The 17,868-nt window shown below is 68.6% G+C and carries 19 protein-coding genes; 8 read left to right on the forward strand and 11 right to left on the reverse strand.

Annotation, left to right across the window (positions count from 1 at the left end; all coding sequences use genetic code 11):
• The first annotated feature begins 56 nt into the window (after positions 1-56).
• The 6 genes from AC4D2E_RS05885 (at position 57) to AC4D2E_RS05910 (ending at position 6,093) form a co-directional block, all read left to right on the forward strand.
• Positions 57-1,481 carry a dipeptidase gene (locus AC4D2E_RS05885; RefSeq protein WP_490951924.1) on the forward strand — a complete coding sequence of 475 codons (1,425 nt, stop codon included), beginning with the start codon at positions 57-59 and terminating at the stop codon, positions 1,479-1,481.
• A 158-nt stretch (positions 1,482-1,639) separates the two neighbouring features.
• The gene (locus AC4D2E_RS05890) at positions 1,640-2,020 is read left to right on the forward strand and encodes a HesB/IscA family protein (protein WP_104165099.1); all 381 of its coding nucleotides are present in this window, start codon (positions 1,640-1,642) and stop codon (positions 2,018-2,020) included.
• 170 nt (positions 2,021-2,190) lie between these two features.
• Positions 2,191-3,063 (forward strand): aa3-type cytochrome oxidase subunit II, encoded by an 873-nt coding sequence (ctaC, locus tag AC4D2E_RS05895; RefSeq protein ID WP_104165097.1) that lies wholly within the window; start codon positions 2,191-2,193, stop codon positions 3,061-3,063.
• Positions 3,063-4,790 (forward strand): aa3-type cytochrome oxidase subunit I, encoded by a 1,728-nt coding sequence (ctaD, locus tag AC4D2E_RS05900; RefSeq protein ID WP_104165095.1) that lies wholly within the window; start codon positions 3,063-3,065, stop codon positions 4,788-4,790. The genes ctaC and ctaD overlap by 1 nt, the downstream gene beginning before the upstream one ends.
• Entirely contained in the window at positions 4,787-5,188 is a 402-nt protein-coding gene (locus AC4D2E_RS05905) for a cytochrome c oxidase subunit 4 (RefSeq protein ID WP_104165093.1), read from the forward strand. Before ctaD ends, AC4D2E_RS05905 begins: the two co-directional genes overlap by 4 nt.
• Positions 5,189-5,301: 113 nt before the next feature.
• Positions 5,302-6,093, forward strand: coding sequence for a GntR family transcriptional regulator (locus AC4D2E_RS05910; RefSeq protein WP_104165091.1), 792 nt, complete (start codon positions 5,302-5,304; stop codon positions 6,091-6,093).
• A gap of 115 nt (positions 6,094-6,208) precedes the next feature.
• Here the strand turns inward: AC4D2E_RS05910 and qcrB are convergent, their stop codons facing one another.
• From qcrB to ctaE, 4 genes are all read right to left on the reverse strand, one after another.
• Positions 6,209-7,894, reverse strand: coding sequence for a cytochrome bc1 complex cytochrome b subunit (qcrB, locus tag AC4D2E_RS05915; protein ID WP_490951925.1), 1,686 nt, complete (start codon positions 7,892-7,894; stop codon positions 6,209-6,211).
• Between the two features lies 1 nt (position 7,895).
• Complete coding sequence (qcrA, locus tag AC4D2E_RS05920) at positions 7,896-8,918, reverse strand: cytochrome bc1 complex Rieske iron-sulfur subunit (RefSeq protein WP_490909387.1); 1,023 nt, start codon at positions 8,916-8,918, stop codon at positions 7,896-7,898.
• 69 nt (positions 8,919-8,987) lie between these two features.
• Positions 8,988-9,779 (reverse strand): cytochrome bc1 complex diheme cytochrome c subunit, encoded by a 792-nt coding sequence (gene qcrC, locus AC4D2E_RS05925; protein ID WP_104165085.1) that lies wholly within the window; start codon positions 9,777-9,779, stop codon positions 8,988-8,990.
• An 85-nt stretch (positions 9,780-9,864) separates the two neighbouring features.
• Positions 9,865-10,503, reverse strand: a complete 639-nt coding sequence (gene ctaE / locus AC4D2E_RS05930; RefSeq protein WP_104165083.1) for an aa3-type cytochrome oxidase subunit III — start codon at positions 10,501-10,503, stop codon at positions 9,865-9,867.
• A 150-nt stretch (positions 10,504-10,653) separates the two neighbouring features.
• On the opposite strand from ctaE, the gene trpD reads away from it, so the two are divergent.
• The gene (gene trpD / locus AC4D2E_RS05935; protein WP_490952329.1) at positions 10,654-11,712 is read left to right on the forward strand and encodes an anthranilate phosphoribosyltransferase; all 1,059 of its coding nucleotides are present in this window, start codon (positions 10,654-10,656) and stop codon (positions 11,710-11,712) included.
• Positions 11,713-11,740: 28 nt separating this feature from the next.
• On the opposite strand, the gene AC4D2E_RS05940 is transcribed toward trpD, so the two are convergent.
• From AC4D2E_RS05940 to AC4D2E_RS05955, 4 genes are read right to left on the reverse strand one after another with little or no spacing between them, the layout of a single operon-like run.
• The gene (locus AC4D2E_RS05940) at positions 11,741-12,022 is read right to left on the reverse strand and encodes an Lrp/AsnC family transcriptional regulator (RefSeq protein ID WP_104165081.1); all 282 of its coding nucleotides are present in this window, start codon (positions 12,020-12,022) and stop codon (positions 11,741-11,743) included.
• 34 nt (positions 12,023-12,056) lie between these two features.
• Complete coding sequence (locus AC4D2E_RS05945; protein WP_490951926.1) at positions 12,057-12,485, reverse strand: DUF3054 domain-containing protein; 429 nt, start codon at positions 12,483-12,485, stop codon at positions 12,057-12,059.
• A gap of 56 nt (positions 12,486-12,541) precedes the next feature.
• Positions 12,542-13,606 (reverse strand): glutaminase A, encoded by a 1,065-nt coding sequence (gene glsA / locus AC4D2E_RS05950; RefSeq protein WP_490951927.1) that lies wholly within the window; start codon positions 13,604-13,606, stop codon positions 12,542-12,544.
• The gene (locus AC4D2E_RS05955; RefSeq protein ID WP_490951928.1) at positions 13,606-13,851 is read right to left on the reverse strand and encodes a LapA family protein; all 246 of its coding nucleotides are present in this window, start codon (positions 13,849-13,851) and stop codon (positions 13,606-13,608) included. The genes glsA and AC4D2E_RS05955 overlap by 1 nt, the downstream gene beginning before the upstream one ends.
• Positions 13,852-14,056: 205 nt before the next feature.
• Here AC4D2E_RS05955 and AC4D2E_RS05960 point away from each other — a divergent pair, with 205 nt between their 5' ends.
• Positions 14,057-14,920, forward strand: coding sequence for a helix-turn-helix transcriptional regulator (locus AC4D2E_RS05960; RefSeq protein ID WP_490951929.1), 864 nt, complete (start codon positions 14,057-14,059; stop codon positions 14,918-14,920).
• A 4-nt stretch (positions 14,921-14,924) separates the two neighbouring features.
• Here the strand turns inward: AC4D2E_RS05960 and AC4D2E_RS05965 are convergent, their stop codons facing one another.
• The 3 genes from AC4D2E_RS05965 to AC4D2E_RS05975 all read right to left on the reverse strand — a co-directional run bounded on the left by AC4D2E_RS05965 (position 14,925) and on the right by AC4D2E_RS05975 (position 17,864).
• The gene (locus AC4D2E_RS05965; protein ID WP_490951930.1) at positions 14,925-15,788 is read right to left on the reverse strand and encodes a helix-turn-helix domain-containing protein; all 864 of its coding nucleotides are present in this window, start codon (positions 15,786-15,788) and stop codon (positions 14,925-14,927) included.
• A 181-nt stretch (positions 15,789-15,969) separates the two neighbouring features.
• Positions 15,970-16,542: an MOSC domain-containing protein gene (locus AC4D2E_RS05970; RefSeq protein ID WP_490951931.1), complete on the reverse strand. Its 573-nt coding sequence runs from the start codon at positions 16,540-16,542 to the stop codon at positions 15,970-15,972.
• A 44-nt stretch (positions 16,543-16,586) separates the two neighbouring features.
• A complete protein-coding gene (locus tag AC4D2E_RS05975) occupies positions 16,587-17,864 on the reverse strand; it encodes an acyl-CoA dehydrogenase family protein (RefSeq protein ID WP_490951932.1) in 1,278 nt (425 codons plus the stop codon).
• Between the last annotated feature and the right edge of the window lie 4 nt (positions 17,865-17,868).

Below are 17,868 nucleotides of genomic sequence, written 5' to 3' on the forward strand. Positions count from 1 at the left end.
CTCCCGGCGGGGCGCCGGCCTCCGACCTCCGGGTGCGGCGTGTGTAGGGTTCTGGCATGACTTCCGTGAACACCCCGACCGACCACCCGCACGATTCCCCGCGTGTCGGCGACCGGCTCCGCGCCAGCGTCGACGCGTCCTTTCCCCGCATCGTCGAGCAGCTCTCGAGCCTCGTCACCATCCAGGGCATCGCCTGGGACGCATTCGACGCCCACGAGCTCGACCGCAGCGCCGAGGCGGTCGCGGACCTGATCCGCGGCGTGGGGATCGACGACGTCCGCATCCTGCGCGTCGACAACGACGGCACGCCGGGCGGTCCCGCCGTCGTCGCCCGCCGCGCCGCGGCCGACGGGCAGCCGACCGTCCTCCTCTACGCCCACCACGACGTGCAGCCGCCCGGGGACCCGGCGCTCTGGGAGTCCGAGCCGTTCGTCGCGACGGAGCGCGACGGCCGGCTGTACGGCCGCGGCGCGGCCGACGACAAGGCGGGCATCATGGCGCACATCGGCGCGTTCGGGGCGCTCACCGAGGTGCTCGGCGACGCCTTCGGCGTGGGCGTGACCCTGTTCATCGAGGGGGAGGAGGAAGCCGGTTCGCCGACCTTCCGGTCCTTCCTCGAGACCTATCGGGACGACCTCCAGGCCGACGTCATCGTGGTCGCGGACTCCAGCAACTGGAAGGTGGGCGTGCCCGCCCTGACCACGAGCCTGCGGGGACTCGTGGACGGCACCATCGAGGTGCAGGTCCTCGACCACGCCGTCCACTCGGGCATGTTCGGCGGCCCCGTGCTGGACGCCCCGACGCTCCTGTCCCGGCTGATCGCGACACTGCACGACGACGCCGGCGACGTCGCCATCGCGGGCCTGCACGGCGGGGACCACGCGGACGTGGACTACGACGAGGACGACTTCCGGGCGGATGCCTCGGTGCTCGACGGCGTACTCCTCGCCGGGACCGGGTCCATCGCCTCCCGGCTGTGGCACAAGCCCGCACTGTCCATCATCGGCATGGACATCCCGTCCGTCGCACTGTCCTCCAACACGCTCCTTCCGCGGGCCCGCGCCAAGTTCAGCCTGCGGCTCGCCCCCGGACAGGACCCCCGGGCCGCGATGGAGGCCGTCCGGGCCCACATTGAAGCCCACGCACCGTTCGGCGCTCGGGTGATGTTCACGCCGGGGGAGACGGGGAGCCCCTTCCGGACGGACACCACGGAACCCGCATCCCGGCTCGCCCTGTCGGCGCTCGAGGAGGCCTGGGGCGTCCAGGCCGTGGAGGCGGGCATGGGTGGCTCGATCCCCTTCATCGCCGACCTCACCGAGCTGTTCCCGTCCGCGCAGATCCTCATCACCGGCGTGGAGGACCCGGACTCCCGTGCGCACAGCGCGAACGAATCACTGCACCTCGACGAGTTCCGGAAGGCGGTCCTGGCCGAGGCGATCCTCCTCGCCCGCATCAACGACGGCGGACTCACCCGCAGCTGATCGGGTGATGAACGCGGCGGGGTGGAAATGTTTCAGCCCCGCCGTCCGTTATCACTGGTGCGGGCCCGGCGTACGATGAAGGAAAGCCGTGCGCGCCATACCGCGGACGGCACTGAGAGCGGACACACCACGGTGGGGTCCGAGCGAGGAGAAACACCATGAGCACATCGACCACCGACACCGGATCCGTCCAGGATTCCGCGGAACTCACCGCGCACGAGGTCAACCTGTCCGACGTCGCGGCAGGGAAGGTGCGCAGCCTCCTCGAGCAGGAAGGCCGGACCGACCTCAGGTTGCGCGTCGCGGTCCAGCCTGGCGGCTGCTCCGGCCTGATCTACCAGCTGTACTTCGACGAGCGTGTCCTCGACGGTGACGCGGTCCGCGACTTCGACGGCGTCGAGGTCATCGTGGACAAGATGAGCGTCCCGTATCTGTCGGGTGCATCGATCGATTTCGAGGACACCATCTCGAAGCAGGGCTTCACCATCGACAACCCCAACGCGGGCGGATCCTGCGCCTGCGGGGACTCCTTCCACTAGCACGCCGACAGGGCCCGGAACGTCACCGACGAGGTGTGTTCCGGGCCTTTTGCGTGTCACCGGATCGCGGGTCTTCCGGGTAAGCTCTACAGTGAGTAGTAAAACTGGATGTGCACCCCGGGCCGCTTCACGGGCGGGTGGCAACGCACGTAGAAAAGGAAGGTCCGTCTGTGATTTCGCAGGACCGAACCGGTAGCAAGCGCGTCAGGATCACGAAGATCTCCAGCATCTCGCTGGTCGGCGCCCTCCTACTGACCGGCTGTTCGGCAGAAGCCCAAAGGGGCTGGCTTCCGGCAGACCGGGACAACACCAACCACACCGGGGCCATCACCGATCTGTGGGTCAATTCGTGGATCGCGGCCATGGTCGTCGGCATCATCACGTGGGGCCTGATCATCTGGTGCATGGTCGCGTACCGTCGCCGCAAGAACGACACCGGGTACCCCCGGCAGATCAGCTACAACCTGCCGCTCGAGATCTTCTACTTGACGATCCCGCTGTTCATGGTCCTCGTGTTCTTCTACTTCACGGAGCGCGACATCGCGACCATCGACGCCCGCGTCGAGGATCCCGACGTCATCGTGGACGTCCGTGGCAAGCAGTGGTCGTGGGACTTCAACTACGTCAAGGAAGACAAGTACTCCACGGGCGTCCAGGGGAACCTGAACGGTGAAGAGGGCGTACCCGAGAACCTGCCGACCCTGTACCTGCCAGTCAACCAGTCCGTCGAGCTCCAGCTCAACGCACGCGACGTGCAGCACTCGTTCTTCGTCCCCGGATTCCTGATGAAGCGCGACCTGTACCCGGGCCGCACCAACTACATCAACCTCACTCCGACGAAGGAGGGGGTGTTCGCCGGCAAGTGCGCCGAGCTGTGCGGCCAGTACCACTCGGAGATGCTCTTCAACGTGGAGGTCGTCTCGCAGGAGGAGTTCGACGCGCGGATGGCGCAGCTCGAGGACGGCCAGCTCGGCGACGAGTACGACCGCGATTCCTATCCCGAGGACGATCCCGATACCGACCCAGCCAGGAGCAGCAGCTGATGTCCACCTTCGAATACACCCTTGAGGAAGCCGGCACCGTCGCGGCTCCGCGTGTAGTTCCGAGGTCCAAGGGACGCATCGTCGTCAACTGGATCACCTCGACCGACCACAAGACCATCGGGTACATGTACCTGATCGCGTCCTTCGTCTTCTTCTGCTTCGCCGGCGTCATGGCCCTCATCATCCGGGCGGAGCTGTTCGAGCCGGGTATGCAGGTCCTGCAGACGAAGGAACAGTACAACCAGCTGTTCACGATGCATGGCACCGTGATGCTCCTGATGTTCGCGACCCCGCTGTTCGCGGGCTTCACGAACGTCATCATGCCGCTCCAGATCGGCGCCCCCGACGTCGCCTTCCCCCGCCTGAACGCCCTGGCTTTCTGGTTCTTCCTCTTCGGCAGCACGATCGCCGTCTCCGGCTTCATCACCCCGCAGGGCGCCGCGTCGTTCGGCTGGTTTGCCTACGCGCCGCTGTCCAGCACGACGTTCTCGCCGGGCGTGGGTGGAGACCTGTGGGTCTTCGGTCTCGCGCTGTCGGGCTTCGGCACCATCCTCGGTGCCGTCAACTTCATCACCACGATCATCTGCATGCGCGCCCCGGGCATGACCATGTGGCGCATGCCCATCTTCACCTGGAACGCACTGATCACCTCCATCCTCGTCCTGATGGCCTTCCCGCCGCTGGCCGCCGCGCTGTTCGCGCTCGGCGCCGACCGTCGCTTCGGCGCCCACATCTTCGACCCTGAGGCCGGTGGAGCCATCCTCTGGCAGCACCTCTTCTGGTTCTTCGGCCACCCCGAGGTGTACATCATCGCGCTGCCGTTCTTCGGCATCGTCTCCGAGATCTTCCCGGTCTTCAGTCGCAAGCCGATCTTCGGCTACAAGGGCATCGTTTACGCGACGATCGCCATCGCGGCACTCTCCGTGACCGTGTGGGCGCACCACATGTACGTCACCGGCGCCGTGCTGCTCCCGTTCTTCGCCTTCATGACCATGCTCATCGCGGTACCCACCGGCGTGAAGTTCTTCAACTGGATCGGCACCATGTGGCGCGGGTCCATCACGTTCGAGACGCCGATGCTGTGGAGCCTCGGCTTCCTCGTGACGTTCCTCTTCGGAGGGCTCACGGGCATCATCCTGGCGTCACCGCCGCTGGACTTCCACGTCTCCGACACCTACTTCGTGGTCGCGCACTTCCACTACGTGGTCTTCGGGACCGTCGTGTTCGCGATGTTCGCGGGCTTCTACTTCTGGTGGCCCAAGTTCACCGGCAAGATGCTCAACGAGCGCCTCGGCAAGATCCACTTCTGGATGCTGTTCCTCGGCTTCCACGCCACGTTCCTCATCCAGCACTGGCTCGGCGTCGAGGGCATGCCCCGCCGCTACGCGGACTACCTGCCGGAGGACGGCTTCACGGCGATGAACCAGTTCTCCACCATCGGGTCCTTCGTGCTCGGCGCCTCGCTGATCCCGTTCTTCTGGAACGTGTACATCACCTGGCGGACCGGCAAGAAGGTCGAGGTCGACGACCCGTGGGGCTTCGGCGCCTCGCTGGAGTGGGCGACGTCATGCCCGCCGCCGCGTCACAACTTCACCTCACTGCCGCGCATCCGGTCCGAGCGCCCCGCACTCGACCTGCACCACCCCGAGCTGCAGCAGACGCACACCCCCGATGACAGTGCCGCCAGCTTCATGGGTGCCGCTGACCGAGAGGACGCCGACGCATGAGGATCGAGACGAAGCTCTTCACCTACTTGACGCCGTTCTTCCTGCTGGTAGGCACCGTGTACGGGTTCATGGTCGAGTGGATGGAGCCGGTCGGGTTCCTCGGTCTGTACCTCACGGCCGGCCTCTCCGGGATGATCGGTTTCTATCTCGGCTTCACCGGCAAGCGCGTGGGCGACCGCCCGGAGGACCGACTCGACGCGGAGATCCACGAGGGTTCCGGCGAGCAGGGACACTTCAGCCCCTGGAGCTGGTGGCCCCTGGTGCTCGGCCTGTCCGCCGCGACCAGTTTCGCCGGCCTGGCGGTCGGCTTCTGGATCCTCTACATCGGCATGGGGCTCGCCGTGATCGCCCTGGTCGGCTGGGTCTACGAATACAGCCGCGGGTACCACGCCCACTGATCCGAACCCCCGTAATCCGAAAGGGAGCCCGCCATGTGCGGGCTCCCTTTCGTTCGTCCGGCGTCGTACAGTCGTAGTGCCGTCCGACGCCCCGATCACAGGAGATGGAATGTATGGCCGTGGTGCCGCGACGCTTCGACGCCGAACCGCTCGACGACGCATCAGCAACACCGAAGCATGTGCAGCTGCGCGAGAGCCTCAGGCGCTACATCCGCCGGTTCGGTGAACCCGGAGCGGGGATACCGTCCGAACGGGCGCTCGGCAGCTACTACGGGGTCGCGCGGATGACGGTCCGTCACGCCATCGACGCCCTCGTCGCCGAGGAGGTGCTCGAGCGCGTCGTGGGTCTCGGCACCTTCGTCGCGCGCAGCAAGATGGATCTGCACATGAAGATGACGTCCTACACCGAGGAGATGATCCGCCGGGGGATGGTCCCCGACGCGCGGGTCCTCAGCTTCGAGCAGCAGGGGGCCTCGCCCCTCGTCGCGCGGGAACTCCGGATCGAGATCGGGCAGCCCGTGGTTCGCTTTCGACGCCAGCTCCTCGCCGACGGTGAGCCCATGAGCGTCGACGAGAACTTCATCCCGTCCCACCGCGTGCCGGGTATCCTGGACGATCCTCCACCCACGTCTCTCTACAACGTCCTGAGCGAGAAGTACGGGCTGGTCATGGAGTGGGGCGAGGACACCATCGAGGCGACCGCCGCCTCGCCGTCGATCGCGCGCCTGCTCAACGTGGAGATGAACGCGCCCCTGCTGAGGATCCAGCGGCACGCGTACGTGGCCCGCACCATGGTCGACTACTCCGTCTCCTACTACCGCGCCGACCGGTACAAGCTGTGGGTGCCCCTGCAGCGCCCCGGCGTCCGCACGCCGCGCGCCTACAGCGCCCAACGCCTTCACTAGCCCCAGCCGGCCGTCCTGAGCCGCTGGGGCGCACGCTCCAGGAAGCCCACGGGAACGCAGAAGGACCCGGACGGTGACGTCCGGGTCCTTCTGTCAGCCTGCCGGGGGTTGGCCGCTAGTGACTGGCGATGGACTCGCGGTCCTTCGCGCCGGCGACCTCGCCGTGGTGATCTCCGTGCGACGCCTCGAGTTCCTTCGGCGTCACCGGTGCCACACGGTCCTCGAAGAAGAAGCGGGACACACGGCCATGGGCCTTGTCCAGGAGCGAGATCTTGCCGTTCTCGTCCTGCTTCGGCACCGTGACCTCGGGCGACTCGAAGGCGGTCAGCTTGTACCGCTTGTAGTCGTCCACCGGTTCGTGGACCTCGATGAACTCGCCGTGCGGCAGGCGCACGATCCGTCCGGTCTCGCGGCCGTGGAGGGCGATCTCGCGGTCCTTGCGCTGCAGCGCGAGGGAGATCCGCCGTGACGCCATGAACGCGAGGATCGGACCGAAGATCACGAGGAAGCGCAGCCAGTACGTGACGTCGTTCAGCGACACCATGAAGTGCGTGGCGATGAGGTCGGAGCTCGCGGCCGCCCACATGACGCAGTAGAACGTGACTCCTGCGACGCCGATCGCGGTGCGGGTCGGGGCATTGCGGGGACGGTCGAGCAGGTGGTGCTCCCGCTTGTCCTTCGTGACCCAGGCTTCGACCCACGGCCAGGCGAACATCGCGGTGAACACGATCATGGCGGGGACGAGGGCGGGGATCAGGACGTTCAGGGACAGCGTGTTGACGCCCCAGGGGAAGGGGAGCAGGAACTCGAAGTCGAAGTTGTCACCGAGCGTCCCGGGCATGAGGCGCAGCGCGCCGTCCACCCAGCCGATGTACCAGTCGGGCTGGGTACCGGCGGACACGGGGGAGGGGTCGTACGGGCCGTAGTTCCAGATCGGGTTGATCGTGAACGCTGCGGAGATCGCGGCGAGGACACCGAACACGATGAAGAAGAATCCACCGGCCTTCGCGGCGTACACGGGGCCGACGGGGTAGCCGACGACATTCGTGTTCGTCCGGCCGGGGCCGGGGAACTGCGAGTGCTTGTGCAGCACCACCATGAACAGGTGGATACCGATCAGCAGCAGGATGACCGCCGGGATCAGGAGGATGTGCAGCACATAGAGTCGGCCGATGATCATGGTGCCCGGGAATTCCCCTCCGAAGAGGAAGAAGCTCAGGTAGGTTCCGACCACGGGGATGGCCTTCATGACGCCGTCGATGATGCGCAGCCCGTTGCCGGAGAGCAGATCGTCGGGGAGGGAGTACCCCGTGAAGCCGGCAGCCAGGCTGAGGATGAGCAGGGTGCAGCCGACGACCCAGTTGAACTCGCGCGGGCGGCGGAAGGCCCCGGTGAAGAACACGCGCAGCATGTGCACCGCGACCGAGGCGACGAAGAGCAGGGCCGACCAGTGGTGGATCTGGCGCATCAGGAGCCCGCCACGGACGTCGAAGGAGATATCCAGCGAGGATGCGTAGGCGACGGACATCTCGACGCCGCGGAGGGGCAGGTAACTGCCCTCATAGTGCGTCTCGGCCATCGAGGGATCGTAGAAGAAGGTGAGGAACGTGCCGGTGAGCAGCAGGATGACGAACGTGTACAGTGCCACCTCACCGAACATGAAGGTCCAGTGGTCCGGGAAGATCTTCCGCCCGAACTCCTTGACGATCCCGGAGCCGCCGACCCGTGAGTCGACGTAATCGGTGACCTTACCCGTGCGTGTCTTCGGCGCATAGGGTTGTGCCGCGGTTGAGCTGCTCATGTCAGCCTCGCTCCCAGAAACTAGGTCCTACGGGTTCTTGGAAATCGCTGGACGCGACGAGGTAGCCCTCGTCGTCGACCTCGATCGGTAGCTGTGGCAGCGGACGCGCAGCCGGACCGAAGATCACCTTGCACTCTTGTTCGAGGTCGAAGGTGGACTGGTGGCAGGGGCACAGCAGGTGGTGCGTCTGCTGCTCGTACAGTGCCACCGGGCAGCCGACGTGGGTGCAGATCTTGGAGTACGCGACGATGCCGTCGTACGCCCAGTCCTCGCGCCCGGGGGAGGGGTTGAGCTCTTCGGGATCGAGGCGCATGAGGAGGACGACGGCCTTGGCCTTCTCCTCGAGCTTGTGCTCTGCCTCGTTCAGTCCTTCGGGGATGACGTGGAATGCCGAACCGATGGTCACGTCCGACGCTCGGATCGGCGTGCCGCTGGGATCGCGGGTCAGGCGGACACCCGTGTCCCACATGGTCTGCCTGAGCACGTTCCCCGGGAGGGGGCCCAGGTCGCGGAAGATGACGATCGCCGGGAGCGGAGCAAGGAGAGCGGCCCCCAGGAGGGTGTTCCGGATGAGGGGACGCCGCTTGATGCCTGACTCGTCGAGGATGTCATTGACGATCTTCTCGGCGTCGCGGCGGTCCTGCTCCGGACGGATCTCGTGACGCTGCTCCGTGACCTCGTGGTCCGGCATGAGTGTCTTGGCCCAGTGGACGATCCCGACACCGATGCCCAGCATCGCGAAAGCGGTCCCCAGACCGAGCATCAGGTTCTGGAGCCGCAGCCGCGCGATGGTCTCGTCGAGCGGTACGAGGAAGTACCCCGCGAAGAACAGCAGCGTCCCGAGGACGGAGATGAAGAACAGCAGGGCGACCTGGCGTTCGGCACGCTTCTCGGCACGCGGATCCCGGTCCGCGAGGCGCGGGCGGTGGGGCGGAAGGCCCGGGTTCTCGAACTCGTCCAGCGCCCGCCCTGGCGTCGCAACGGTGACCGAGCTTCCGGGAGCGCCGTGACTAGAGTCGGCCATGATCCCTCTTATCTTTCATTAGGTACTGCGAGTCTGTAATTGATTCGTTCACGCGGCGCTCCCGGATGGTCAGGAGGAGCGCGACGTGAGCCACACGGTGAACGCGATGATGACGCCGAGCCCGGCGACCCAGATGAACAGGCCTTCGGAGACCGGTCCGAGCGAGCCCAGATCCGCTCCGCCCGGGGAGCCCTGCTCCTCGATCGTCTTCAGGAAGGCGATGATGTCCTGCTTGTCCTCGGGGCTCACATTGGCGTCGCTGAAGACCGGCATGTTCTGCGGGCCGGTGACCATGGCTTCGTAGATGTGCTTCTCGCTGACGCCGTCGAGGGACGGGGCGTACTTGCCGCGGGTCAGGGCGCCACCGGCGGCTGCAGCGTTGTGGCACATCGCGCAGTTCACCCGGAAAAGCTCGCCACCGTGGGCGGGGTCGCCCTCGGACGCGTCGAGGATCTCCTCGGAGGGGATCGAGGGACCGGCGCCGAGCGAGGCCACGTACGCGGCCATCTGGCTGATCTGCTCCTCGGTGAACTGGACCGGCTTGGCCTGCGCCTGGGGGCCGTCCATCTGCATGGGCATGCGCCCCGTGCCGACCTGGAAGTCGACGGAGGCTGCGCCGACGCCGATGAGCGACGGTGCGGCGTCCGACCCCGTGGCGCCCATGCCGTGGCACGAGGCACAGTTCGCCGAGAACAGCTTGCTGCCCTCTTCGACGTCGTCGGCAGTAAAGGTCGTGGTCTGAGCCTGCGCCTCGTTGGCGGTACTGGCTGCGGCGTAGATTCCGCCGGTGAGGAGGAGTGCCATCAGGAGCAGCGCCAACGCTGCGAGTGGGTGACGCCGCCTCTGGGAGAGTGCCTTCACGGGGTGGTTCCTGCCTTTTTCGATGCGAGCGCTGCGGAGATTCTTCAGTGAATTCTACCTCTAGTAGAAGAGCCTACAGGAGGAGTCACTGGAGGAAGTAGATGATGATGAACAGGCCGATCCAGACCACGTCGACGAAGTGCCAGTAGTAGGACGTGACGATGGCGGAGGTGGCTTCGAAGTGCCCGAACTGGCGGGCGATGAATGCGCGGCCGATGATCAGCAGGAAGGCGACGAGGCCGCCCACCACGTGGATCCCGTGGAAGCCGGTGGTGATGTAGAAGGCCGATCCGAAGGCGTTGGAGCTCAGGGCGACGCCTTCCGCGACCAGCTCGGCGTACTCGTACGCCTGCACCGAGACGAAGATCGCGCCCAGGAGGAACGTGAGCAGGAACCACTCGACCATGCCCCAGCGGGAGAACTGGAAGAGCCCGCCCGTCCTGCGGGGCTGGAGGCGCTCCGCGGCGAACACGCCGAACTGGCAGCTGAACGAGCTCGACACCAGGATGACGGTGTTCACGAGCGCGAACGGGACGTTCAGCTTCTCGGTCTCCATCGCCCACATCTCGCCCGAGGTGGAGCGCAGGGTGAAGTACATGGCAAAGAGGCCGGCGAAGAACATCAACTCGCTGGACAGCCACACCACGGTTCCGACGGAGACCATGTTGGGGCGGTTCAGAGCGGGATGCGGGGCGGCGCTGGGGGCTTGGGTCGCAGATGTCACAGACTCATTATGTCCCCAAGATCAGCGCGATCACCAACGCGAAACGGCCGTCGCGAGGGCCGTGGCGGGGCGGGGGACGTGTTACGCCCGTGATTCCGCGGAAGTTCCCCGGGATGACTTTCTACAATTCGTAGATAATCTTGGACGGTGATCCCGACAACGAGCCCTGCCGCGGTGCAGCCCACCTGGCCGTCGATCTTCTCGTCCCTCCTCGCGAGGGCGGATCTGAGTGTGGGACAGAGCCGCTGGGCGATGGACACGATCATGGCGGGTGAGGCGAGTCATGCCCAGATCGCAGGCTTCCTGATCGCGTTGCGTGCCAAGGGGGAATCCGTCGACGAGCTCGCCGGGCTCGTCGAGGCGATGCTCGGCAGGGCCCACCGGATCCGGGTGGACGGTCCCACGCTGGACATCGTCGGGACCGGCGGTGACGGGCTGGGCACGCTCAACATCTCGACGATGTCCTCGCTGGTGGCCGTGGGTGCGGGCGCGAGGATCGTCAAGCACGGGAACCGGGGCGCCTCGTCCGCATCCGGCGCGGCGGACGTGATCGAGGAACTCGGGGTCCGCCTCGATCTGCCACCGGCGGACGTCGCCAGGACGGCCGAACGGGCCGGGATCACGTTCTGCTTCGCGCAGGTCTTCCACCCGTCCATGAAGCACGTGGCGGTGCCGCGGCGGGAGCTGGGTGTCCCCACGGCCTTCAACTTCCTGGGGCCGCTGAGCAACCCGGCCGGCGTCAGCGCGCAGGCGCTCGGGTGTGCGGACGCGAGGATGGCGCCCCTGATGGCGGGCGTCCTCGCGGCGAGGGGGATCCGCGCCCTCGTCTTCCGGGGCGACGACGGCAGGGACAAGCTGACCACCAGCGGGTCCTCCACCGTGTGGGAGGTCCGCGACGGGCAGGTGGAGGCCCACGAGGTGCACCCCGGGGACTTCGGGCTCGAGGTCGTCCCCGTCGACGCGCTGCGCGGCACCGACGCCGCGGGGAACGCGGCGGTCGTCCGGTCGGTGCTGGGCGGCCTGACCGGGCCCGTCCGGGACGCCGTCGTGCTCAACGCCGCCGCCGGCCTCGTGGCGCTGGACCCGGCCGCGGAGGGAAGCCTCGTGGACCGCATCACGGCGGGCATGGAGCGTGCGCGGACATCGATCGATTCCGGTGCCGCTGCGGCCGTGCTGGAGCGCTGGGTCGAGGTCAGCCGCTCGTACTGACCGTCGTGCCGGGCGCCGCGGTCGGCTCCTAGCTGTCGAACCCCAGGCTGAAGGCTGCGTCGAGGTCGTGCTGGGAGTAGGAGCGGAAGGCGATCTGCGTCGTCGTCGAGCGGATGCCCTCGATCTTGGAGAGGCGGTCGGCGATGACGTCGGCCAGGTCCTCGTGGCGGCTCACGCGTGCGATGGCGATGAGGTCCCACTCGCCCGTCACCGAGTACACCTCGCTGATGCCGGCGATCTCCGAGATCGCCTGTGCGCTCTCGGGGATACGCGAGGCGTCGGTCTGGATGAGGACGAATGCGGTGATCATGGCATGCCTTTCGGGACAGGAAGGGGAATCGGACCTACGCTACCGGCCGGCGGCGGCGCCGGACCACGCGGAGAACGACGATGCGCGGGAGCAGCAGGAACGCACCGAGGACGATCAGCGTGACGATCTGGAAGCTGAGCGCGACCCCGCCGCCCGACAGCGCCCGCACCGCCAGGCCGCCGGCGACCGTCACCAGCCACAGGACCACCCCGATGGGCCAGGGTGCGCCCGGCGCCCGCCACGCGCGGACGGCCACGGTCGCGACGGCGTAGGCGAGGAGGAACGGCCAGGCGGTGTCGAGCACGCCGACGGTGACGCCGTGCTCGTGCGTGCGGCGTCCGGAGGCCGCGAAGACGAGGATGAGGACGACGTCGGCGACTCCCCAGACGATCGAAGTCCTGCGGGCAGGTGCCGGCCGGGACGACGACGGGTCGGCGGGGCGGAGGAAGGCGCTGCGGGGCATGGCATCAGCCTAGTGGCTGACGCCGACGTGCTTCCCGGCACCGGTGACGTGGAGACTCAGGTGGTGCGTTCGGACGGTGTACCCGAGGCTACCGGAGCGGACGCGAAGAGATCGAGGCCGAGGCTTCGCGACAGGCTCCGGATGGCGTGCTGCCCCCGGATGCTGGTACCGGCCGCGTCGAGTCGCGGGGAGTAGGCGGCCAAGCCGCCCTTGCCCGGTGCCACGGTGACGATGCCGCCGGAGACGCCACTCTTGCCCGGCAGCCCGACCTCGTAGAGCCAGTCGCCCGAGCGCTGGTACAGGCCGGAGGCGGCCATGACGGCGAGGGTGTCCCGGCAGACGGAAGGGTCGACGACCCGCTCGTGCGTCAGGGGATTGACCCCGCCGTCCGCCAGCGTCGCGCCCATCACGGCGAGATCTCTGGCCGAGACGAGGAGCGAGCACTGCCGGGTGTAGATGTCCGTGGTGAGCAGGGGATCGTAGGACATGTGCCCATAGCTCCTGAGCAGGGCCGCGAGCGCACGATTCCGGTGGTTGGTCGCCGCCTCCGATTCGTAGACCTCGACGTCGAGCAGCAGCCGCCGGCCGGCGAACCGGGACATGCCTTCCTGGAGGAACTGCCACTTGGCGGCGGCGGAGTCCCCTGGGACGAGGCTGATCATGACGAGCGCCCCGGCATTGACCATCGGATTCCTGGGACTGCCACCGTTGAGTTCGAGCGCCATCACCGAATCGAACGCCAGTCCCGTGTTGTTCACCCCGACCGCCTCCCGGACGGTGGTATGACCGATGGCCTCGCACACCAGGGCGAACGTGAAGGCCTTCGAGACCGATTGGATGGAGAACGCGTCCTGTGCATCGCCGATCGAGAACGAGGTGCCGTCCACCCCGCAGACGCTGATGCCGAACCGGCCCGGATCAGCGGCGGCGAGCGATGGGATGTAGTCGGCCACCGTGCCGTCGTCGAGCGTGGCATAGGTCGCATGGGCGTCGCGCAGGAGACCGGTCACTGTCGGACGGGCGGGGAGGCGACCCGTCGAGGTAAAGGGCGCGTCACCGGGCGGGTCGGCAGTACGAACCGGGTTGAGGAGGTCGAGGTCGCCGCCGTCCAGGGACGTCACTAGGCCGACCGACGGTTGAGCAGCCACCCCACGGCGATGCCGACGACGGTGGCACACGTGAGCGTGATCCACAGGGGAAGCGTCACCGTGACGAACAGCAGCGAGACGCTCGTGTCCTGCCTGTTCTGGGCGATGAAGATCACGGCGAGAACGGCGAGGGCGATTGCAACGATCCGGCCCACGGTGAGCCGGTGCCCCCCAGGCTTCACCGCGGTCGTACCCTTGGCCCTGTTGCGGTCCGTCATGACGATCCCTCTTCTCGATGGGTCGTGGCCGGTCGGCTCGCCGAGCCGACCGGCTCCCAGTATGTCCCGACGCCTCGGGCGCTGATCATCGACGGACGCCGATTTGCTCCCGTGCTGGCGCGGATCACCCGTGCGGGGTGTGGGCACCGTCTGTCCCGTGGCAGAAGCTGGCCGGAGTCGTGGAACCGCGACGGGAGGTGGCACCGTGTGGGAGGAGCTGGTCCACGGGGGGAAGGTCCGCCGCGTCGGGGCCATGACCGTGGCGACGACAGCGCAGTCGGCACCCAGGCTCTCCGTGATCGGGCCCGAGCTGCGGGGCATGACCTACCTCGGCTTCCTGGTCCGCGGACGTGCAGAAGCACGGGTGCCGGACGGGTCCGTTCTGGCCATCCACCCGGGGGAGGCCGTCCTGCTCGCGGAACCGCTGGGCGTCGTCCTGGAGAGCCTGGTCCCCACGCGCTGGGTCCATGTGCTCGTCACCACATCCAGGCTGTGCGAGCGTGGCGTCCCGGTCCGCGCCGGCCGGGGCGAGAAGCGGGGTGGGGCGCTCGCCGGCCCTGTCGCCGCCTTCGCTTCCTCCCTCGCGGAGGGGCCGGAGGACGCCGGTCCGGTCAGCGACGTCGTCGCGGCCCGCGTCCTCGAGAACCTGGTGGTCGCGGTGTACGGCGACGCGCACGAGGAGGCGGACCCACGGCCGGAACGGCGCCGCCGGGTGCGGCGCGCGGCGATCGATCTCATCGATGAACGCTTCAGCGATGCCCTGCTGACACCGGCGGCCATCGCGGCCGGTGTCGGCGTCTCGCTGAGGCACCTGCAGCGCTGCTTCGAGGGAAGCGGGACGACCATCGCCACGGAGATCAGCAACCGGCGGACGGAGAACGCCTTCGTGCTGCTCACCGCACCCGCCTCGCGGGAGCTCACGGTCAGCGAGGTGGCCCGGCGGTCAGGTTTCTCGTCCGCCTTCGAACTGCGCTCGCGGGTGCGTGCGAGGTTCGGCGTCCCACCCTCGGAGCTGCGACGGTCCGGACCCCCGGCAGGCCCACGCGTCCCCATCGGGACGCCGCCGTGACGCGTCAGGCGGAGGCCGGGAGGACCTCCGCGGCGCGCGCGTGGCGGTAGTGCGCCATCGGCACGCCGAAATGCCCTTCGAAGGCGGTGCGCAGCTGATCGGCCGAGGAGAAGCCGGCGCGGAGGGCGATGCGCGGGTCCGAGCGGTCCGGACCGGTGAGGGTGGCCAGGAGGAGCGCCGCGTACTCGCTGCGGGCGCGCCTGATCTCGAGGGCCAGCGTGGTGCCGGAGCCCTCGAAACTGCGTTGGAGATGCCGCAGTGACACGTTCAGTTCCCGCGCGATTCCTGCCGGGCGCAGCGACGGATCCGCGAACCGCCGGTCGACGACGCCCACGGCGCGCTCGCGGAGGAGCGCCCTGAGTGCGGCGCCGTCGGTCCGCGGCGGGTCGGACTCGAGCAGGGCGCCCGTCAGGAGTTCCACGAGGCTGCGCTCGGTCGCCCTGGACGTCGTCGTATCCCGCAGGGCCGGACCCGACCGCAGCAGGGCGTGCGCGAACTCCCCGAGCGGCGCGGAGAGGGATCTGCCCGGGCAGGCTCGTGCCACACCGCCGCGCAGGCGTAATCCCCGCGCCGCAAGGATGTGCACCGGCAGGCGCAGGAGGAGGATCAGTGCGGGGTCCCGGCCGTCGTCCGCGATACGCAGGTCACCCTGAACGACGGCGAGCGCCCCCTGCGGCAGGGCGAGCACTGGCCCCACCGGCCCGCCCAGCGTGATCGACCCGTCGAGGGGGATGACGGCCTGGAGCCTCCGGCCCGTGGGTTCCCGTGCCTGCAGGGCGGGGACGGCCGATCCGGGGAGGCAGCTGATCGTCAGGTCGCCGATCGTCCGTGACCGGTCGGTGACGCTGCGGGCGGGGCGTGCCGACACTGGCCGCTCCTTCCCCGCCGCCCTTCCAGCGCGACGGCGGGGAATTGCGACGCCCGGTCCTTTCCTGGCGGATCCTTCCCAGAGTGCGACGGCGGAGCGCGCTTCCGGATCACCTCCCGTGGGTGAACGGCACCGGTCGCTGGTCCATCCGGGTGCCTGGGAAGCAGGACAGCGGCCTTCCCTAGGGCAGCCGGGAGGGACTCCGCACCGCCGCCATGTGTGCCCGGGCCGCGTCCAGCGGCACCGGGCTGACCAGGACGGCCGGTCCCCGATGCAGGGTTCCGCTGTCCAGCGGTCGGCACCGGAGGCCACCCCGGCCGCGCATGGCCCGATGGGCACCCGGCGCCAGGACGCGGTCCATCCAGGCGCAGGGGTGGGCGTGCCGGCCGCCGTGGAGGGAGACGCTCCCGCCCGCACTCTCGAGGGTGAAGTCCTGACCGATCAGCGGGGTGAGCTCGGCACCCCGGAGGACCACGTTGCGGCGCGGGAGCAGTGGATCGAAGGGGGCCGCTCCGAGCTCCGCAGCGATGGCCTCTAGCGACTCGATGGAGAACAGAGTCACGGCGGCATCCATGTGGGCGGCCTTTCCGAAGAAGCGGTCGCCCGCGATGCCCTTGCCCGCCACCACCTCCGCGCGGTCCGCATCGACGGTGGCCACATCGGCTGCCCCGTCCCGGGCACGCCCGAAGTAGGCGTGGTCCGGCGAGACGAGCAGGTGCAGGATGTCGACGTCGTACCGGAACTCGTGCGTCATGGTCCCACGCTAGCCGGTCCCGCTCGTGACGTCGCCGCTCCGGCTCAGACACCGGCCGGCTGCGGCTCGCGCTCCCCGTGGACCGCCCAGTAGCCCAGCGAGCGCGCCTTGTAGATGGCGGGGTTGTGGGAGGCGATGGTCCGCGCATTGCGCCAGTGCCGGTCGAGCGCCCGGCCCGTCGAGGTCGCCGACGCCCCGCCGACCTCGAACAGCTCGGTGGCCGCCAGCAGTGACTGGGCGACGGCGACGAGCTGCGCCCGGCTGACCGCCAGGTCGGCCTCGTCCACCGCCGCCCGGGCAGCCTGCCGCCCGGGGGTCCCGTCGTCGGCCCCGTCGCAGGGCATCGCGGTCCGGAGCCGCTCGTAGGCCGTGTCCAGGTGGTCGGCGGCCGCGAGGACGACGGCCTCGGCCGCGAACGCGCGGCTGCCCAGTTCGCCCACCACCTGCAGTACCTGCGGATCCTCGCGCGGCAGCGCCGTGGTCGCGTTGATGTAGGACCGCGTGCGGGGCCGGACGAAGTCTGCCGCATCGTCGGCCGCGGCCCGGGCGATCCCGGCGAGCGACGCGACGAGCACCAGCTGGAAGAACGCGTGGACATGGCTCGGCGCGTCGGGGGAGAAGGGGCGCACGTTCCGCGGGTCCACGCGCACCTCCGTGAAGTGGGTGGTGCCGCTGCCGGTGAGCCGCTGGCCGAAACCGTCCCAGTCGTCGATGCGCTCCACGCCGGGGGCCGTGGCCCGGACCGCGTACCCGACGCGCTCGCCGTCGTGCACGGCGCTGCCGGCGATCCAGTCGGCGTAGAGGCTCCCGGTGCTGTAGTACTTGGTGCCCGTGAGCGTCGACGCGCCGTCGGGTGGGCCCGGGGACGTCAGGGCCGTCCGGATGTCCCGCAGCGATGTGCCGGTGAGCTCGCTCGAGGCGTTGCCGACCATGGTCCCCGCCGCGATGTCGAACAGCCACCGGTCCCGGTGCGCCGACGGCGGCTGGAGCAGTGTCCCCTCGACGTAGGCGAAGTGGCCGCGCCACAGCTGCGTGAGATTCGAGTCCGCCGCCGCCAGGTCGGTGAGGAGGGTGAAGAGCTGCCGTAGGGACACCCCGGATCCGCCGTACTCCCGGGGGATGCGCAGGGCGCCGAATCCCGCCTCCTTCAGGGCCGCGACCTCGTCGAAGGGCAGCACGCGGTCCTGCTCCCGGCGGGCCGCTCCGGCGGCGATGGTGTCGAAGAGCGGACGGAACCGTTCCCTCAGGGCTGCGGTCGTCCGCGGGGTGGCCGCCGGGCCAGGCTCGCTCGTCAGGGACTGATGGGTGGTCGTGGTGGGCACGATG

Source organism: Arthrobacter sp. TJ-265, from assembly GCF_058269135.1.